Here is a 21,578-nt window from a genome sequence, read left to right as displayed (position 1 = left end):
TTGTACTCAGTCAGTTTTGACGGCGATACGAAGTGTGTTGAAAATAAAAATAAACAGAATTTATCACTATGAATAACCAAGATATCGAAAAAGAAGAGTGTCATTTTTACTCAAGAAGTCATGAAAAATTAGTTGCAGAGCTTGCTAAAGATAAAAATAAAGCTGTAAAAGTAGCGACTGAAGTTGAACAACGACCTTTTCCAAAATTTGCTCTGGCCGAATTAGAATTATTTGAGATAAGTCCGTGGCCATTAGTTATCTCGCAGAAGTGGGAAGAACGCTTTGATAAATTCATAAAAGGAATTGGTCCAATATTGTGGAAGTCACTCTTGCTATATTTTGGTGATGATGCCGAAAAGTTTGCTGATAACACTGGACTCCCCGTTGTAGTTCTAAATATTCTCAAGGAGGCAACACTGGACCCTTACAATTTATTTGTTAGGCATGATGTGATGGTAAGTGGCAATGAGATCAAATTATTGGAAGTCAATGCAGGCACTGCGATTGGTGGTTGGGAATTGAGTTTAATTGAACGGCGAATGGCGGATGCATTGCACTTGATGACTGGTCTTGATTCTGATTCTGTTGCAGCAGCCTTGATATTTGAAAAGCTCTTTAATAGCTTGGCAACACAAATTAAAAGACTTAAAACACCTTACCATACAGGTAATATTCTTTTTGTTTTTGAACGAGAACCTCCGCAGGATCTACTAAGACTGATTGGTAAACAATTACAAGAATATTACGTTAATAGTTCAGATTATGTGGCTGGAGAGGTTATTTTAACCAGCGGAAGCCTGGGGATTAGTTTTGGGGAAGAGGGTGAAGTCCGGTTTAATGGTACGGTGATTAACGGATTGCTGATGGCTGGTGCTAGTCTTGGTGTTTCTCTAACGCTCGCTGAGGTTAGCGGACATTTAGTTTTTCCTGATAGTTTTATTTATAAAATACTCGGTCAAAAAGCATTACTCGCTTTACCTCATAAACCTCAAGTAAAAGCAAAACTGGCTAGTAATGAGCGTGAATTTGTTGATAGGCATATACCTTTTACCGTCACAATGGATGAAGAAAATGTAGAGTTTCGGGGACAAATTAGCGATTTAGCATCACTTTTGAGCGCACGACGTTCGGATTTTGTCATTAAAAAGTCCAGTTCTCTAGCTGGTAAGGATGTATATGTAGGTTGTTTTACTGAGCCAGAATTGTGGCAAGAATTAATAGAAATACTCTGTGGTAATGCACATTGGGTCGCACAAGAATATTGTGAGGCGGACAAATTCTTAGCCGCCGATAAATCCTGTAAAGTGGTTAAGTATACGCCGGTTTGGGGGGTTTTTGGCTTTGAAAATAGTTATTGTGGCGCTTTTGTAAGAGCTAGTATTGACTCAACTGAGGAAGGGAACGGAGTGATTAACTCTGCAACTGGGGCGTTGGAATTTGCGGTATTAGAGGAACAAAATAGTCAGACCGAAGAAGTTGGAGAACATCACTCAATTGATATTGCAGCGAGAGAAAACAGCTATAAGCTTGCTGCTTCTTATGGTCAATTAACCGATCAACTTGTTCAAAATAAATCGAAATTGGCACCGTTAGTTTCTGCTTTGTCAGAGCGTCGCTTTCCAGAATTTGCTCAGCGTGGATTAAATACATATCCATTAAGCCATTGGCCCTTGTTGATTGATCAAAACACTACTTCTAAGTTTGAAACATTCGTACAAAACTTTGAGTCGTTAATACGCCATGTTGTTGACTATTGTTTTGTTGAAAACTTGCAAAGTTGGAAAGATTACTTCGGTCAAGGGCAATTCTTACTTTCTATATTTTCAGAGCAAGAAGTGAATTATGATAACTTGCTTATTAGACACGACACCCTTATCAGTAATGGTACGGTTAAGATGTTAGAAGCAAATGTTGGTTGTTCAATTGGCGGCTGGGAAATAGATTTATTTGAGGCATCTACTTTAGACGCTGTCGAAAAGCTTTTACCAATCGACAGGAGTAATTTTGCTGCGAGGCCTTTCTTACAAAATCTTTTTAATCACTTTTCTGCGGCGATAGAAAGATTATCGTTGGCAAACAAAAGTCGCAATGTGTTGTTTGTTTCTAAGCCAATGGAGCCTCACTTAGAAGAGTTATTTCAACAACAACTACAGCAGATGTATCAGTCGCAAAATGATTACTTGGGAGGCGAGGTTCTTTTTGGAACTGACCCACATCAAATTACATTTGAACAAGACAATACATTAACTTATCAAGGAAGGGCGTTTAATGCGCTAGTTATGCCTAATTTAAGTGCTTACCCTGAGTTAGCTTTTAATATCACCCGAGCGGTAATTGAAGGGTATGTTATAAGTGCTGATAGCCCTATGTTTGAGTTACTCGGTAATAAAGCAATGATGGCGCTATTTCACGAGGAGGATGTTAAAAACTCCCTTCCTGATTTACTTCGAGACTTTGTTGATTCCAGCATTCCATATACTGTAAAACTAGATAGTCCCGCGGTTAGTTTTGACGGAAAAGCCTGCTCTATAAAAGATTTATTATTATGTTATCAAGATCGGTTTGTCCTCAAAAAAACAGATTCTTCTCATGGTGTTGATGTCTATATTGGACGATTTTGTGATAAGGCAGAATGGCAAAAGCTGGTCTTACAACTTTTGGGAAGTCCAGAGTGGATAGCGCAAGAGTATTGTGAACCTGATAGCGTAATTGGTGCAGATTACTTATCCAATGTTTCAGAGTTTTTACCTGTATGGGGATTATTTTCAGTTGAAGGACATTATGCAGGGGCACAAGTTCGAGCTGAAGACGTAAATCATAGGCATGGTGTCGTTAATACGCATCAAGGAGCTAGTGTATTTGTAGTTTTGGAAGACAAAAGTCCTCTTGCTAAAATATCCAATACTGCAAGCGATGCAAAAAAAAGCGCTACCAATATGCTTTATTCTGAAACATTTGCAGCTATGAGCGATTTTTATACAAGAAAAGGAACTCATACCGGTCATGTATTACCGTTTACTTTGGATGGCTTACCTAAGTTTATGGGATTTCATGAGGAGTTACATTACTTACCATTAGTTGTGTCTCAAAAGTTAGTTTTAGATTTCGAAGGTCTTATTTTGGGTTACCCAGGCGTTGTACTGCGAGCAATTCAGAGCATGTTACCTGATGAACAGACTTTTATTGAATTGCTGGATGAGTCACCTTTGCTTTTTGACGTGATGAGGGATTACGCCCCCAATCCTGCCGAACTAATGTTTAGATTCGATATTCATTGTGATGGCGAACAATTAACTATGCTGGAAGCTAACTTAGGTACAGTGATAGGTGGTTGGGAGGCTGACTGGTTAGAGCCAAGGGTGAGAGCACGTATTGCTGAATTTGAAGAGCAAAGCGAGCCCGAACTATATTACCGTCAAGTTACGCCTCAGATGTTCCGCAGTTTAATTGACTGTATTCTCGAAATGAAGCGAGAAAATGCAACGGGCATTATTTTGATTGGAACTGAAGCTGAAAGAAGTGAAGAATGGCTTAGCTTTGAAAGTGCACTTGAGCAGGTATTTGGTTCGGTCAAAAAAGGTGGATATGACCATGGGCGTCTTATTTTTTTCCACGAATGGCAAGAACTTGATTTTTCTTCACAGGGGAAAGTTTTTTACCAAGAAAGTGAAGTTGATACCGTATTTACGGTAACTCCTCGATTGGAAAATCAAAAGGTAGGATTGTTAAATGCACAATTGATGTCAGCCTATTTAGCTAAAAACCTGGTTTTCCCTGACTCTCCGTTACACCAAGTCTTTGGTAACAAGTTAGTGATGCCTTTGCTCCATGACTACAAGAACTCCGGTGAAGCAAGTAACGAGGATATTGCATTTATTGAGCGGTACATTCCTTGGTCGGCTAGGTTGAATTCGTTACTGCAAGAACGTCATATCGACAAATTGGAACAGGTTAAGCTACACCGTCAAGATTACGTATTGAAAAAATCAGCTTCTAGTAAGGGGAGTGATGTTGTGGTTGGTAAGTACAGCGGGCAAACCCAATGGCTGGAGGCAATAGAAAGAGCGTGTGTTGAGGATGATTGGCTTGTGCAGCGCTATAGCCCAGCGTCAAAAGTTTATCTGCCTGATAGGGGAGAATTAATCGAGAATGACATGGTTTTGGCCGTATATGGTATGAGAGATCGTTACAGTGGTGCTTGGGCAAGGTTAGTGCGCAAATGTGATACAGGGGTTATCAATGTTGGTACCGGCGCTGTACCAATGTTAGTTCTTGAAGAGCTTAAACAACAGCAAATCGTAATTATTTGAAGGTAGTAAAGATGGAAATTAAAGAAATATTAGAGAAAAGCGTTGCGGCTGGATTACGGATTACGCTAAACCAACAAAACCTTCAAATTCACAGTGATGCACCGCCAGCACCTGAGCTATTGGCGATGATCAAGCAGCATAAACCGGCTATCGTGGCCTTTTTGCAAAAACATATAAGTGATGTCAAACAAACCGATGAGATTGCTGTAGTTAATGTGGATAATGGCTTTCCGCTGTCTATGCAACAACAAAGTTTGCACTTTATTGGACAATTATATTCTGATCATAGTCAGTACAATTTATGCCGGGTTTTTTCTTATCAAGGGCAGCTGGATATTAATGTAGCAAACCAAACTATTCATTATTTGGTTAATAGACATCCAATGTTGAGCTTACGCTTTGATGAACATGAGGGGGAAGTTTCACAACAGTTTGTCGATCTTGCTTCGGTATCTGTGCGCAGTGAAAGTGGAAATATAGAAAGTATTTTATTGAATGAACAGAAGCATCAGTTTGCGTTAGATGGTACACCGCTGATTCGTGTTATTCATGTTCCAATCGATGATAAAAGTGGTTGGTTATTGTTTAATTTGCCACACCGTGTGGTTGATGGGAAATCAATATCAATTGTTACTCAAGAGTTCGTGGAAGTATACCAAGCGATCTCGCAAGATAGAGAAGCGTCATTGCCAGCACTGCCTATCAGGTATAGCGATTACGTCGCGTGGCAAAACAGCGCAGAACAGTTGAAAAAACACAGCGATGAATTACATTATTGGTTAAATAACTTACAGGAGTGTCCACCGCTTCATTCTCTTCAGTGTGACTTTCAACGACCTGCAATAAAGTCAACCGATGGAAAGATGTTCACGACAGAGCTCTCGGCAGAAATGAACCAGCGCATTGATGCGTTTTGCAAAGTAAATGCTGTGACACCGTTTATTTTGCTGCAAACTTTAATGGCTGTGTTAGTTAGTCGCTATAGCGGCGAAAAAGAGGTGGTTATTGGGACGCCGGTTGAATGCCGAAGCCACAAGCAGCTCGAAAATTTGGTTGGTTTATTTGCAAATAGCGTAGCGATTAAGAGTTCAATAAGTCGCAATATATCGTTTCGTGAACAGCTCGAAAATAATAAATTGCAAATACAACAAGCGATGTCGAATCAAGATGTCCCTTTGAGAAAAGTAGTTGAAAGTGTTAACCCAGACAGAGCAATGAGTCACTCACCTTTATTTCAATTATTTTTTAGCTTAGATAATGACTCTATCAATGATATTTTGCTTGATTCAGTAACACTCACTCCCGTATCACTTGGTGAAACCACGAGTAAATTTGACCTAGAACTAATGATAAAAAGGGGAGATAAGAAATCATTAGTTAATTGGCATTACGATCATAGGTTATTTACCGAGACGTCAATAGCTTCCTTTGCTCAAAGTTATTTGCAGTTGTTGGAGGAAGTACTCGATAATGTTGAAGTTCAATGCGAACAACTGGATTTAGACAGAAGCAGAGTGATACCTATAGCACTAGATCAGTCTGAAGGAGAGCTCTTACATAAATTGATAGAGCATCAAGCAGAGCGTTATCCAGACAAAGTCGCTATTGAAGGTGCTGATTCAAATATCAGCTACAAAGCTCTTAATGAAAAGGCAAACCAAGTTGCTCATTTCTTAATTAAGCAAAAGTTAAGTGCAGATGAATTTGTTGGGGTGTGTATTGAGCGAAGTATTGCGTCAGTCATTGCTATTCTAGGGGTTCTTAAAGCTGGTATTGCCTATTTACCAATTGATCCAAAACTACCTCAAGCTCGCCGTCAATACATTGTGAACGATGCTAAGATTTCACTGGTTTTGAGTGAGTTAAATGAAGACTTTTGGACATCGGTCAGCTTGTCAGACATCTTGCAAAGAGAGTATGCAACTTGCAATCCAAATATTGTTATACACCCTGAAAGTACGGCATATGCTATATATACTTCAGGCTCAACTGGTAACCCTAAAGCGGCGGCGATAAGTCATAGTAATGTATTTGCATTACTCAAAGGCTGTAACCGTCACTATGGTTTGAATGAACAAGACAGAGTTACTAATTTCCACTCTACATCATTCGATTTTTCAGTGTGGGAAATTTTCTCAGCGCTTACCAACGGCGCTACGTTATACATAGTACCAGAGCCACTTAAGTTAGATATTCGTTTGCTCACTAAATATATTACAGACAATGAAATAACCTTATTAAGCTTAACCCCGTCAGTATTTTACTTATTTGCAGATGAAATGCTGAAGCAAGGTAAAGCTCACAAGCTTCGTTATGTTGTGTTGGGTGGTGAAGCATTAGATAAACAGAAAATTCTTCCTTGGCTTGAAAGTCAGCATGACGGACAAGTACGTTTGATTAATATGTACGGAATTACCGAAACTACAGTACATGTGACTTTTCATGAGGTAACTCTTGATTCGAGTGACGCTTCTATCGGCGTTCCAATAGATGGTTATGAAGCGTATGTGGTCAATGAGCAAGGTAGCTTGCAACCTTGCAATGCTGTTGGAGAATTATGGATCGCGGGTAAAGGAGTTGCTAAAGGGTACTTAAATCGTGAGCAGTTAAATCGTGATAAATTTTCAGTGGTTGATCTAGGTGGCTACTCTAAACGAGTTTACAAAACAGGAGATTTAGCCTGCTGGAGCCCTGACGGAAGTTTGCGTTATTTAGGTAGACGTGATCAGCAAATTAAAATCAGAGGCTATAGGATTGAGCCTGGAGAGGTAGAAGCTGCAATACTGTCTTTAACTGAAGTCACAGGAACGGTAGTTGATAAAATAACATGCTCTACAGGTGAGCAGTTGGTCGCCTTTGTTAAGTGTAATTCTTCGAAAATAAAAAATATAAACGAAGTGATTAGCGCTAAAGTGAAGCAGTCTTTGCCTGCATATATGGTTCCTAACATCATTAAAGTAATCGAAGAAATACCTGTTACTCGCAATGGTAAAGTAGACAAACAGCGACTAATGGATACATTACAAGATACGGCTTTTGTTGAACGACTACCTTTATCTACAAATACAGAAGTTGAACTTGCAAATATATGGAAAGAGTTGATTGGTGTTTCACAAGTATTTGCAGATGATAACTTTTTTTCGCTAGGAGGACATTCACTCGTTATTGCTAAACTGATCGCGTTAATAGAACGCCAATTCGGTAAATCGCTTTCATTGACGTCTGTTTACGAAAACCCTCAACTTGCAGATCTCGCTCGTGTAATTGATGCGGCTAATTCAGAGAAACATATTATCGACAAGGTAAATGCACAGGTTGATGTTGAACCGACTCCAATGCAAAGCTCAATGTGGCTTGCATGTCAGATAGAAGAAAATTCGAGCAAATATAATATTCCAGTCACGCTAAAACTTGAGGGTACGGTAGATCAACAAGCTATTGTTGATGCATTGACCTCGATCGTTGAGCGTCATGAATCGTTGAGAACTCGGTTTTTGAAACGCGATGACAAATTGATTACTCAAGTTAACCCTGATATCAGTTTACAACATGAGTTTGTAGATCTAAGTGATCTAAGTCCAAACCTAAGGTTTGAAGCGCTCGCTGAGCATAAACGAATTGAAGGAGAGCGCAATTTCGATCTCAGTTCAGATACATTGATAAGAAGTCGGTTATTAAAATTTGAACCACTCGAGTATTATTTATTGTTAACGGTTCATCATCTGGCTTGTGATGCATGGTCAATCGATATTTTGTTTGATGAATTTAGCCAATTATATAATTGGACACACGATCGTCATACGCCAAAACTACCAAAATTAGATATACAATATTGTGACTACGCGGCGTGGTATAACGAGAAAAATACGTCGGCAGATATAGGAAAAAGCAAATCGTTTTGGCAGCAAGAACTGGCAGGAGCACCCTTGGTTCATAGCTTACCTTTGGACTTTGCGAGGGAAAAGTTGGTCAATAATGAAGCCGCTTATCATAAACAAGTGATTGGCGGTAAAGTGTATAGAGGATTAAAAGAGTTGGCACAAAGAGAAGCGCACTCTTTGTTTAATGTCGTTCAGCCACTGATAGCTTTACTATTAGCCCAACTAAGCAACGAAGATGATATCTTGATGTTATGTCCGTTTGCAGGGAGAGGTAATAATCAAACGGAAAATCTGATCGGTTTATTTAACCAAAACATTATTTATCGTACCACCCTATCAGCTAACGCTAGCTTTTCAGAATTGATATCAGACAGTCACGCGTGGTTTAAAAGGGCTGTTGAGCACCTAAACATCGCTCATGATGAGGTTGTCAAAAGTGTGGCTCCACTGCGTCAATACGGATTTACACCTTTGTGTCAGGTAGCTCTAAACTTTTTAGTAAAATCATCGCCAAAGCCCCAACTCAACGAGGTAGTCTGGACTGATATTTCACAAGAGTACGGTATTCAAGATTTAGATCTGCATTTTACTATTGTAGATACTGGAGAAGCGCTAGAGGTTCGGTGGCTATATAAAAAGTCTCTTTTCAAAAATGATACCATCTGTAATTGGGCAGATAAATTAGCAGCGCTCAGCGCTGTGACTGTAAATAATTCTGAAAAACCACTGGCTCAATGGCCTTCTTCTTCGTGGAAACATTATGAAAAGTTAAATAGCTTGTCTTTGTTTCCTACTGAAAGTGCAAACTATATTCATGAAGCGGTAGAGAAGATGGCTGATAAGTTTGCAGACAAAGTTGCAATCGTTGCACAAGACGCTCAGTTAGACTACAAAACATTGAATGATACGGCAAATCAATATGCTGCGTGCTTGATCGACAAAGGGGTAAAACCTGGACAGTACGTCGGAATCTGTGCTGAGCGCAATACTAACTTTGTTATAGCAATGCTTGCAGTACTAAAAGCTGGTGGCGCTTACGTTCCTCTTGTTCCAGATTTACCAGAAGATTATTTGGAAAATATTGCGTCAGACGCCGAAATAGACATTATTCTGACGGAGCAGGCTTTGTTACAGAAGTTTAATTTTCTGTCGTATAAACGAGTTATTCCAACAGATATGGCTTTTAGAAAAGTACTTTTAGCCAAGTACTCTACCGACAATGTAAAGCTAGAATTGCAACCTACCTCAGTACAACCTGCTTATGTGATTTATACTTCAGGTTCTACAGGTAAACCTAAAGGTGTAGAAGTCAGCCACAATGCGCTCGGTAACTTTGTTAAGCATGACCAGAAATTACTAGGAATGGATCAGCATAGCCGGTTACTTAATGTGTTCTCCTTCAGTTTTGATCCCGCTTCAGGCGTAATTTTTTCAGGGCTCACTGTGGGGGCTTCAATTAATATATGCCCGACACATGAAGAACTAGCTCCTTATATCGAAGAACACAAGCTAACTCACTTGATTTTCCCAACAGCCCTTGCGGCAGCTACGCCAGTAGGAGATTGGCCACATGTCAAAGTAGTGAGCGCTGGGGGAGAGGCCTGTTCTCCATCGCTCTCTCAAAAATGGGGAAATCAGTTTGAGTTTTTTAATCTATACGGACCTACAGAAGCAACTATTTACGCGTTAAATGATAAATATGTTGCAGGCAAAAAGTTGACGATAGGTAAACCGATAAGTCACTCTGGATGCTACATAATAAACAAGCTCGGCCAGATTGTTGATGTTGGTCAAGTCGGCGAGTTGGTTATATTTGGAGCTAGTGTCGGGACGAGGTATTTAGATAATGAGTTAAATGAAGTTAAATACCCCGTGATACAAACACCTAGAGGCCCTGAAAAGGTTTATAAAACAGGTGACTTAGCACTGCTAAATGAAGATGGAAATGTCGAATATAAAGGAAGAATAGATTCACAATTAAAAATACATGGCTACAGAATAGAGCCTGCACAAGTTGAGGCTCAAATAATGACGCTACCTGAAATTAAAGAGGTAGCTGTAGTGGTACATAAGCCTGAAAAGGGTGAACCACAACTTGTTGCCTATTATAGCTCAAGTGACGGCAGCAATATGTTTGATTTTGATTCTCATCTAGAGGGGAAATTACCACATTGGATGTTGCCGTCATCGTTCATTTATGTAGAGGCATTGCCACTGACTATAAATGGTAAATTAGATGTCAAAGCGCTCCCTCAGCCTTTATTGGAAAAAACAGAGATGGTTCTGCCAAAAAGCCAATTAGAGCAGGAAGTGAAAAATATTTGGTGTGAAATACTATCACTTGAAGATATGTCGATGTCCGATGACTTTTTAAATGTTGGGGGAAGTTCCTTAACGGCTATGGTTTTGGTTAACCAAATAAAAAGTAAGTATAAGATTGATATTAAAGTGAAAGATTTATTTGAACATTCAACCCCTACTAAGTTTGCAGAGTTACTTGAATCATTAAACGATAGCGTTGAAGAGGTTGAGCATGCAGTTGAGATGGAGTGGTAAAATGCAAACTAATAATAATTTTGAACATGTACAAGTTTTCTTGTCAGAATTAAATCAATTGGGAATACAGCTATTTTTAGCAGATGGAAAACTAAAAAGTAAGAGTAAAGCTGATGCAATAACACCAGAAATAGCTAAACGCATAGGAGCGTTGAAAGAAGAGCTGATTAGCTATTTATCAAGCCATGTTTTCGACTCGGGTAATATCACTGCTGTTAACAGGCAAGGCTTATTAAAAGCTTCATATGCTCAAAATCGTTTATATTTTGTAGATGCTCTAGAGCAACAGTCAAATCATTATCACAATATCGTCGCGTTGGACTTGAAAGGTACACTTGATTCAGCAGCGCTAGAGCAGTCATTAAATGATTTGATAGAAAGGCATGAAATTTTACATAGTGTTTACTGTGAGCATGAAGGAGAGGTATACCAGAGTGTTCAGCCAGGACGAAAATTAGTATTAAGCCAGGTTGAAATAGCATCTAATGAAAATGAAGTGCTTAACTTGATCGCAACCGAGGCCGACATTCATTTCGATCTATCGAAAGACTTATTGCTGAAATGCATTCTAGCAAAACATGATAAAGAGCATCATACGTTAATTATCGTGCAACACCATATAACATCAGATGGTCGGTCTGCCGATATTTTTGTTGCAGAATTAGGAGAGTTGTATCGCGCTAAGGTGACAGGTACATCTCCACAATTACCAGAGTTAACTCTCCAATATGCTGACTTCGCTCATTGGCAAAAGCACCCTGCTAACATTCAAGCTATGCCTAGTTTGCTAGAGTATTGGGACAAACAACTTGAAGGATTACCACAAGTTCACAGTTTAAATTTGTGTTATAAACGGCCAATACAAAGAACTTTTGAGGGAAGGTCTTTAGATCAGCCCTTCGAACATACAGTATATAAAGGTGTAAAGGACATTTGTTCAGCTTTTAATGTTACCCCCTTTATGTTGTTAAACTCGGTGTTTGCAGCGTTAATAGCAAGGTATAGTAATCATCAGGACATTGCTATTGGTACACCTGTTTCTGGCAGAAACTTGCAATGTCAAAATATGATAGGACTCTTTGTGAACAGCGTAGTACAAAGATTCAAAGTAGACTTAAAGGAACCTTTTACGCAATTTTTAGCGCATAGTCGAGCTATGATGAGTGAGGCGTTGAGCCACGCTGATGCACCATTTGAAAAGGTTGTTGAGCGAGTCAATCCAGAGCGAAGTAGTAGTCATGAGCCATTATTTCAAATTCAATTTTCTTATGAGAATATCGATGGAAGAACGCTTAAATTACCAGGGTTGCAAATTCAACCCTTAAATATCAAGGCGAAAGTAAGTCGATTTGATTTAGAGTTAGCGATTGTTGAGAAGGAAGGTGAATTTCACGCAGTTTGGACTTATAACAAAAATTTATTTCAACACGATAGAATCGTTTCGTTATCTCAACATTACAAAAATATAATTGAAGCCATCATTGCAAACCCTGAGTTACCAATAGAATCTTATCCTTTGATGAATGATGCACAAACCTTAGCATTGCAGGAAAAGACAAAGCCAGAACAAAGCTTTATTAGTGATTGCGATAGTGACAAAACACTCCATGAACTATTTATTGACTCTGTGATTCGAACGCCAGAGGCTATTGCAGTGTGTGATGAACAAGGGGAGATTAGCTACCGTTCGCTATTTGACTCAGCAGCTAGCTTGGCTAAGATAATAAAACCAAAGATTACGGCAGAAGAGCTTGTTGCTGTTCGATTGCCAAAAGGCCGTGGACAAGCGATCGCAACACTCGCTGTTGTTATGGCTGGTGGGGCGTATTTACCCGTAGAGGTTGACTGGCCCTGTGCTCGCTGTGAAGGCATATTTGAACAAGCACAGTGCCGCATACTTATAGGGCAGGAAGCATCGGGCCAATTAGCGCATATAAAGGAATTCATTGATATAGATAAGCTTGTCGTTGTGCCAGAGGAACCTTCAAAATGGCAAAATGATGTTCAGTCAAAACGCTTGGCTTATGTTATTTTTACTTCAGGGTCTACAGGAAAACCGAAAGGTGTGGCAATAGAGCATAGGATGGCTGTAAACACCATTCTTGACATTAACGCCCGTTTTGCCGTTACTAATCATGATAGTGTGTTGGTTGTCTCTGCATTAAGCTTTGATCTTTCAGTTTACGATATTTTTGGCTTACTCGCCTGTGGCGGCCGGGTTGTATTTCCGCAACAAGATCAAGCGAAAGAGCCTGCCCACTGGTTAGCATGTGTAGAAAAGTTCGGCATCAGTATTTGGGATACGGTACCAGTATCTGCTGGTATGCTCGTCGACCAATTGGTATACCAAAATCGAAAGAGCACAGCGTCTTTGCGCCATATTTTAATGAGTGGTGACTGGGTTCCACCTACACTACCTCCTATGCTTAAAGAGCATTTTCCAGGTGTACGTACTCATAGCTTGGGGGGGGCGACAGAAGGGTCTATTTGGTCAATTCACTATGATATTCATGAAGATACCACTCAATGGTCTAGTATCCCTTATGGTAAACCAATTACAAATCAAAGGTTTTTGATACTGAACGATGCACTAGTACCTTGTCCAATTGGTGTAGACGGAGAGCTATTCATAGCCGGTGAAGGCGTAGCGAGAGAATATTATAAGGCTGAACAACTCACGCGTGAGAGATTCATACACCATCCTGTGACTAATCAGCGGTTATATCGTACGGGTGATATTGGTCGTTATCGTGATGATGGCAACATCATTTTTGTTGGCCGTGTAGATCAACAGGTAAAAGTTAGAGGATATCGCATTGAGCTGGGCGAGATAGAAGTTCAATTAAATAAAATTACAGCAGTAGAAAAAGCGATTGTTAGAATTGTTGGTGAAGGAAGCCAGTCACGTATTACCGCTTACATACAACCTAATATTGGTGACATGGTTTGGATTGAGAAATCAGATGAACGAGATTTCTTTGAGCAAATAAAAGCGGTTTTAGCTACTACATTGGCAGATTACATGTTGCCGTCAATTTTCGTAACTGTCATGAAGTTTCCTTTAACGGCCAATGGAAAAGTTGACTTTAAAGCACTGCCTCAAGCAGAAGAAGTTACAGATAAACCAATCGTTTTACCTAAAACACCCCTACAAACAACAATGTGTAAAGTATTCTGTTCTGCCCTGCAAATAGACACGATAAGTATAGACGACGATTTTTTTGCAAAAGGAGGACACTCTTTACTCGCTAGTAAAATTGTGAATGAGTTATGTGCCCAGATAGGACTTCAGATTCCACTTCGAGTGCTATTTGAAAACCCGACAATTGAGCAATTTAGTAAACATGTTGCTACTCTCAACAAAGAAGCTAACGTGAACCAGCTGATTCAACCTGATACTAACCCGGTTAAAACGCCGTCATTTGCTCAAGCTCGAATGTGGTTTGATGAAAGGTTAGAAGGCAATTCATGCAAGTATAATATGGCGGCGGCATTTGAATTTGAAGGTGACTTAGATGTATTAAGGTTATCAAAAGCGTTTAATACAGTCGTTGAGCGAAGGGATGTATTAAGGAGTCGGTTTTTTCTTGTAGATGGCGAATTAAAAGTAGATTTTCATGACGATTCTACGTGCGAGTTTACCCAAGAAGATATCTCTCATTTTGATACATCAATTCAGCAAGATAGACTAAAAGCCATTTCTCGAGCGCATGTAATGACGCCTTTTGATTTGGCAAAAGATATATTGCTTAAAGTTAAAGTCGTTAAATTGAGTGAAGGTCGTCATTTGCTATTGGTATGCGTCCACCATATCGCTGCGGATGGGCTTTCTGTAGAGATACTTACCAATGAGGTTATTGGCTGTTATAAGAATAATGAAGAGGAAGTTAACACGTCTGCAATTAGCTACTACGATTACGCTCGGTGGCAACGAGAGCAATTGACAGAAGAAAAAATTAACAGGCATATTGACTTTTGGCGTGGTTATTTGTCGCAAGCTCCAAAAGTCCATGGCTTACCATTAAAAAATAGTCGTCCAGCACATCAAACTTTTGCTGCGACCTCTAAATATTTCCGCATTGAAGAAAACGTGTATCAAACATTGAAGTCTTATTGTGTGAAACAAAAGGTGACATTGTTTAGCGTATTGCAAACATCATTTGCAGTATTGCTGTCTAGCTATAGCCAAGATAGAAGTATCGTAATTGGCACACCTTTTAATGGCAGAGAACAGCAACAATTAACCGATATCGTTGGCTTGTTTTTAAACCTGATCCCAATTCATACACACTTTGAATTAGAGCAAACATTTAATGAGCTATTAAAGATTAATGGTCAAGGAATATTGTCAGCTTTTGAGCATAACCAACTGCCATTTGAGCATATTGTGGAAGCGTTAGATGTGAAGCCCAGCTTGAGCCATAATGCGTTGTGCCAAATAAAGTTTGTGCTGCAAAACTATCAGACTGGTGAGCTAAACGTGCCGGATATGAAAATAATGGCAAAACAGCTAGACAATGAGGTTACTCGGTTCGATCTAGACTTGACTGCAATGGAAGATGCAGATGGTATCTCATTAGAGTGGACATTTAAGGATGAATTATTCAGTCCAGCTTTAATAGAGAAAATGGCTCTCGGGTACAATCAGTTGCTTGAAAACATATGCCGTGATCCAGATGTAGCAATTCAGCAGCTTCTACCTAACGAAAACTCGTTTTTGATTGACGGTAATGAAAACAATATAGACAGAGAAAAAACCGTCATAGAGCTATTTAGTGATGTGTTGAAACACTCAGAACATAAAATAGCGATTACTGATGAACTTGGCGAGTATAGTTATTTACAGGTGCATAACCGAGCAATAAGACTTGCTGCAGCCTTAGAGCAAATGGAAGTTGGAGCTAATTGTACCGTTGCGATTTTAAGTACTAGGAAAGCACATTTATTAGTAAGTATGTTAGGCATCATGATGAGTGGTGCGAGTTACATTCCTATTGAACCAAGCTTAAATCAAAACCGAATCGAAGCTATTTTGATTGATGCGGATGTTGATGTGGTATTGGTTGAGGAGTCATTTGCTGAGCAGAATGCGTTATCAAGTGTCGATTATTTTACACTTGATGATTGTTTTTCTGAGGGCTGGTTTGAAGAATATGCTCAAGATAGCATAGATGTAGCGTTTCCTAATCCAAATGATACTGCATATATTGTTTATACATCAGGATCAACAGGAACCCCAAAAGGTGTGGAAATTTCACATAGGGCGCTCACAGATTATTGTGTATATGCCCGAGAAAACTATTACAAAGACTGTTCAATAGGTAGTTTTGTCGTTACTTCTCATGGTTTTGATATTTCTGTGCCATCACTGTTACTCCCCTTACTCTGTGGTGATCAGGTGATACTGTCGACACCAAATAAAGAAATAGAGCAGTTGGCAGAATATGTATCAAACCCTTCGAATAGTCCTGTATTGGTAAGAATGACGCCTATGCATGTAGTAGCACTAAACATGCTCTTGGAAAATAAAGAGGTTAACGAAACTCCCCATGTGTTTGTAATAGGGGGCGAGCAGCTATACTTTGAAATGGTCAACAAATTAAAACATAGGCTACGTAAAGCTAAAATCTATAATCATTACGGCCCAAGTGAATCAACGGTTGGTTGTCTGATATACCCACTAGTTGGGGAGAACACGATTTCTAGTGGCCCTGTGCCTATCGGTAGACCGATGGAAAATACCTCCGTATTAGTTTTAGACCACAAAGGGCGAGAAGTACCTTTTGGTGGTAAAGGTGAATTATGGGTGAGTGGGCCTTGTTTGGCAAAGGGGTATGTTAATCAGCCTGAGTTAACTGCAGACAAATTTTCTTATCGTGATCAAGTAAGGTATTACAAGACAGGAGATCTCGTTTCAGTGAATGAAAGTGGTCAACTTGTCTTTATCTCACGCATTGATAACCAAGTCAGTATAGATGGTTTTCGAATAGAGTTGAACGATATCCGTTCTAATATTATAGCTTGCGAAGTTGTTGATAATTGTGCTGTAAATACTGTCGAAGTAGAAGGTAGAACAAGAGTTGTAGCGTACGTTATATATAGCGACTCGGAGCAAACAGTAGAGCAATTGGAACAGCACCTCTTATTAGAGTTAAAGAACCGGTTACCTAAATACATGATGCCTTGGGCTATTGTTCAAGTGGAAAGCATTGCTACAAATCAGAATGGTAAAATTGATTTTGATGCTTTACCGCTACCAAAGGAAGAGCAAAAACCTCGTGAGGTGGTAGAGCCTAAAACTGAGTTAGAAACTTTACTTTGCCATATTTTTACTAAGGTTCTTGGACGAACAATAATTAGTATTGAGGATAACTTTTTTAATTTAGGCGGTGATTCAATCTCAGCAATACAAGCTGTTGCAGAAGGACAGAAAAAAGGTGTCAAATTCTCTCTACAAACACTATTTGACTATCCAACAGTTAAAGAACTATCAACTATGGTAGAAGAACCAGATAAACTGCAACCTAATCAAAAGAGTGAAGGGGAAAGTCTGTTGTTGCCTATGCAGCAGCAATTTTTTAACAGAAAGTTAGTTAATGAACATCACTACAACCAATCTATTTTATTAACTGTACCAGAGTCTTTAAACCTAAAAGTATTGAGACAGATGTTTGAATGTTTGGTCAATACCCATGACTCACTGAGACAGTATAGTGTTGATGATAAAATGTACTTTGAACCAAACGAGGGCGAACTGTTAGATAAAGCGATAAGTTATTCCTCGATGAAGAATATGAAAGCGGAAATTGATGCACTTCAATCAAGTTTTGATTTAAGCCAGCCTCCGTTGTTTAAAGTTTGTCTTTTTGAAGATAATGGGCAGCCGGAAAGGTTGTTTATTGTTCTCCATCATTTGTTAGTAGATGGTATGTCGTGGCGCTTAATGTTGGACGATCTGAATTGCTTGTTTGAACAAATTGAGCAAAACTCTTCTTTAGAGCTTATACCACAAACGCTCTCTTTAAAACAGTGGAGTGAACATGTTGAGCGATATAGCCAATCCATTGAATTTGAAAAAGAGTCTAGTTACTGGCATAGTCAACTTGCTAAAAAGGTCGACAATTGGCCTCATCGTATCGTAAATTTCGATGCTAATACGCAAAATGAACTGATCTCGCTTCAGTTTGAGCTGGATGAAATAATGAGTAATGAGCTTGTAAGTGCTGCTAACACAGCTTATAGAACAGGCACGCAAGAATTACTGCTTTCTGGAGTAATACTCGCATTAAATTTATGGACAGAAAATAATCGTTTTATTACCTATTTAGAAGGCCATGGTAGAGAAACATTGGATGAGGTAACTCCAAGTCGATTAATGGGATGGTTAACGACCTACTACCCTGTGCACATTGATATATCTCAATGCACTAATACAGGGGAGGTGATCAAGGTAGTCAAAGAAAGTATGCGCGTTGTACCTTCCAATGGACTTGGCTTTGGGTTGTTAAATAAACAGGGTTCTGTGATTCAAAATCAAGAATTGGCTGTTGAATTCAATTATCTTGGTCAATTTGATGCGACATTTTCTGATAATAGTGCCTTTGGCGTTGCTCAAGAAAACCGAGGTAATGAGCGTTGTCCTATGCAACAGCAAAGAAACGGTATCTATATAAATGCGGTTTTAATTGATGGTACGTTGAAGTTTTATTTGTCGATTGACACAGCGAAGGTAAATAAATCGTCAGCTTTTGATTTGTTGGCGCTTATGCGTACTCAAGTTGAGCTTATCGCTACACACTGTTTGATGGTGCTAGAGCTTATTGATAACGAACCTGAAAATTCTGCACGGTTGGATAACCATTCAATGGCAAATTCTACAGAAGAAGAACAAAATATTGAGGAATTTACAATTTGAATACGTTCAATCTGTTAAGAGAGCTAAGAGCAAATGGCGTTAAAATTTTTCTTGAGAGAGAGAATATTCGCATTGGTGCTGCTAAAGGCAAAATATCTCAGCAACAACTTGAGTTGCTAAAGCAAAACAAATCTGAGCTAATAAGTTTATTAAAAGAAGAGCAACGGTTGCTTGCAGAACAAAAGAATATTCAAACTTTAACGGTTTCTGACTTCCCGCTTGCAACTGTCACTTCAAGTCAGCTTAGTGCATGGCAAGAGAAGTATGAAATCGAAGATATATATGCTGCAACCTCTATGCAAGCTGGGATGATCTTTCATAGTCTAAAAGACAAAGGGGCCTCTCTGTATGTTAACCAACTTTGGTGTCGACTTGATAAGTCTATAGATTTAGATGACATGAAATTGGCTTGGGAGTTCCTTTTACAGCAACACTCGATATTTCGTACAGCTTTTGTTGGTCAAGAATCGCAGTTGCAGCAATTAGTTTGCAAATCGTCCGATATTCCATGGAGTAACTACGATCACACACATTTGAGTGAGGCTGAGCATGAGCTACAATTTCAACAGTTTTTGGAAAATGATCAGTTAGTAGAGTTTGATTTTGAACATCCTCCTTTATTAAGGGTTGCGACGTTTAATTTAGCTGATGGTAGTCACCGAATGGTATGGACATACCATCATGCGTTAGTGGACGGCTGGTGTTCTAACTTGGTATTGCAAGGCTTGATTGAAAATTACAAGACAATACAACAAGGGAAGTCTCCGAGAAAGGTTGCGTTAGAGAGTGATTACAAGCGCTATATTCATTGGTTATCCAAGCAAGATCACAAAGAAACTTCAAGTTATTGGCGCAATAAATTACAGCCGCTCAATCACTTAGTTTTATTAGCTGACCAAGATCAGGGGGGGGCTCCGAGGTTTAACGCATGTAAGATTAATCTATCAGAACGTCTAACTGAACAATTAAACCAGTGTTGTCGTAATCAAAGTATTACACTAAACAGTTTAGTGATGGGCGCTTGGGCATTATTAGTTCACAAAGAAAGTAATAGTAACATAATCAGTTTTGGTGCTACGGTAGCTGGTAGGCCTGCGACGTTAAGAAATGTTGAAAAGACAATTGGATTATTCATAAATAGTATTCCTGTTGTTAGCCAGTTCACAGGAGAGGGCTCGTTAGTAGACTGGTGTAAAAGTATTCAAGATTATCTTGTCCAAAGCAATGAACATAGTTACTACCCTCTGACAGAAATTCAAAAACAAGCGCCTATTAATGGCAAATTATTTGAGTCTTTAGTTGTTTTCGAAAACTACCTAGTAGAAAAAAATGACTCAGATGAAACACCCTTTGTTCAAGATGTTGGTCACAAAAACCAAACAAGTCAGCCCTTAGCGTTAGTTGTATTACCTGCTGTTTCACTTGGCTTTCATTTAGGTTATCAGCAGCAATTATTTTCAGATAAAAAAGCTAAGCACTTATTGGACGAGCTTCAAAGTATATTGGAAGTTTTTGCTCACTCTGAGCCTAAGGCATCCATTAGTCAGATGTTGAATTCATTGGGCGTAGCGAATAGAGAAACGGTAACTGTATTGGAAGGAAGGGATAGGGAAGAGGTATTACACCGCTGGAATGATACACAGCTTGATTACCCTAAAGACTTACTTTTGCATCAATTGTTTGAGTCCCAAGTTAGTAAATCACCTGATAGAGTCGCGTTAACTTTCAAAGGCAGTAGCCTGACTTATGCTGAGCTTAATGATAAAGCTAATCAAGCGGCTAAATTACTTAGACGAAACTATTTTGAGAAATATAGTCACGATATGCCTGCGGAAACCTTAGTTGGTTTATATTTTGAACGTGGTTTTGAAATGGTGGTGGGGATCTTAGCCTGCTTAAAAGCTGGTGCTACCTATGTGCCCATCTCTCCCGACTTTCCTCCTGCAAGAACGCAGTACATAGTGGACGATACAAATACTTCATTTATTCTGTCGCAATCTTCGCTCATACCTAAACTAGATATTGAATTATCAGATATGATAAATGGTCCTGATTTAATTGAATTAGATCTAGTAATGAGTAGTGCTGATGAATCAATAGCACCTTTTGTTAGTGATGCCAGTTCCTGTAATCTCGCATACGTAATTTACACTTCAGGTACTACAGGAAACCCTAAAGGTGTAATGATTGAGCATTGCAATGCCGTACACCTTGTTTATGCTCAACAACTAGCTTTTCATGCGTCCGAATGTCAGCGTTCATTACTGTTCGCAAGCTATACCTTTGACGCGTCTGTATCAGAGCTGTTTATTGGGCTAAGCAATGGTCATGAGGTGTTTATTTGTAGTGATGAAGATCGCGAAGCCGATAACTTAAGAAAGTTAATTCAGAATAACAATATTGACTTAGCAACCATACCACCTGCATTGCTACAAATTATGGCAGAACAGGGGGGGTTAGCATTAAAAGTCCTCGTATCAGCCGGTGAAACTCCAGCTAAAGGTGTCCTAGAAACGTTTCGTAAGAATTCATGCGTCATTAATGCTTATGGTCCAACGGAATCAACTGTTTGTGCGAGTACTCATAAATATCAGTGTGAAGTGGATGACGCACTTATTGGGTTGCCAATTCGAAATGTCTTACTTTATGTTCTAGATGAACAATTACAGCCAGTGCCCAATGGTACGCAAGGTGAATTGTACATAGGGGGAGCAGGACTGGCTCGAGGGTATTTAAATCGAGCAGAGCTCACGGCGGAGCGCTTTATTGACAACCCGTTTGTAGACGATGCGGCAAGGGCATTGGGCTATACCCGGTTATATAAAACGGGGGATGTGGTACGTCGTCGAGAGGACGGCAATATAGAGTATTTAGGGCGTAATGATTTCCAAGTAAAGATCCGCGGCTATCGCATAG

The 21,578-nt window shown here is 39.4% G+C and carries 4 protein-coding genes (1 of these 4 running past the window's edge); all 4 read left to right on the top strand.

Annotated elements, in window-relative coordinates:
• Positions 1-68: 68 nt before the first annotated feature.
• Tightly spaced (at most 11 nt apart), the 4 genes in view from GSF04_RS02795 to GSF04_RS02780 form a layout consistent with a single transcriptional unit that may run on beyond the window.
• Complete coding sequence (locus tag GSF04_RS02795; RefSeq protein ID WP_211856479.1) at positions 69-4,310, top strand: hypothetical protein; 4,242 nt, start codon at positions 69-71, stop codon at positions 4,308-4,310.
• An 11-nt stretch (positions 4,311-4,321) separates the two neighbouring features.
• The gene (locus GSF04_RS02790; RefSeq protein WP_211856478.1) at positions 4,322-10,747 is read left to right on the top strand and encodes a non-ribosomal peptide synthetase; all 6,426 of its coding nucleotides are present in this window, start codon (positions 4,322-4,324) and stop codon (positions 10,745-10,747) included.
• A gap of 1 nt (position 10,748) precedes the next feature.
• Positions 10,749-18,662 carry a non-ribosomal peptide synthetase gene (locus tag GSF04_RS02785; protein WP_211856477.1) on the top strand — a complete coding sequence of 2,638 codons (7,914 nt, stop codon included), beginning with the start codon at positions 10,749-10,751 and terminating at the stop codon, positions 18,660-18,662.
• Positions 18,659-21,578 carry the 5' end (the start) of a non-ribosomal peptide synthetase gene (locus GSF04_RS02780; RefSeq protein ID WP_211856476.1) on the top strand. Its footprint extends 11,018 nt past the window's final position, so the window shows 2,920 of its 13,938 coding nt (coding positions 1-2,920); it begins with the start codon at positions 18,659-18,661; the stop codon falls past the right edge of the window. The genes GSF04_RS02785 and GSF04_RS02780 overlap by 4 nt, the downstream gene beginning before the upstream one ends.

The sequence above is a fragment of the Pseudoalteromonas sp. A22 genome, from assembly GCF_018141345.1.
Taxonomy (GTDB): Bacteria; Pseudomonadota; Gammaproteobacteria; order Enterobacterales; family Alteromonadaceae; genus Pseudoalteromonas; species Pseudoalteromonas maricaloris.
The sequence above is the reverse complement of the archived record's forward strand: the minus strand, read 5'-3'. Positions and strand labels throughout refer to the sequence as shown.

Coding starts and splice junctions, on each gene's coding strand:
- GSF04_RS02795 (WP_211856479.1), top strand. CDS start 69: ATGAATAACCAAGATATCGAAAAAGAAGAGTGTCATTTTTACTCAAGA.
- GSF04_RS02790 (WP_211856478.1), top strand. CDS start 4,322: ATGGAAATTAAAGAAATATTAGAGAAAAGCGTTGCGGCTGGATTACGG.
- GSF04_RS02785 (WP_211856477.1), top strand. CDS start 10,749: ATGCAAACTAATAATAATTTTGAACATGTACAAGTTTTCTTGTCAGAA.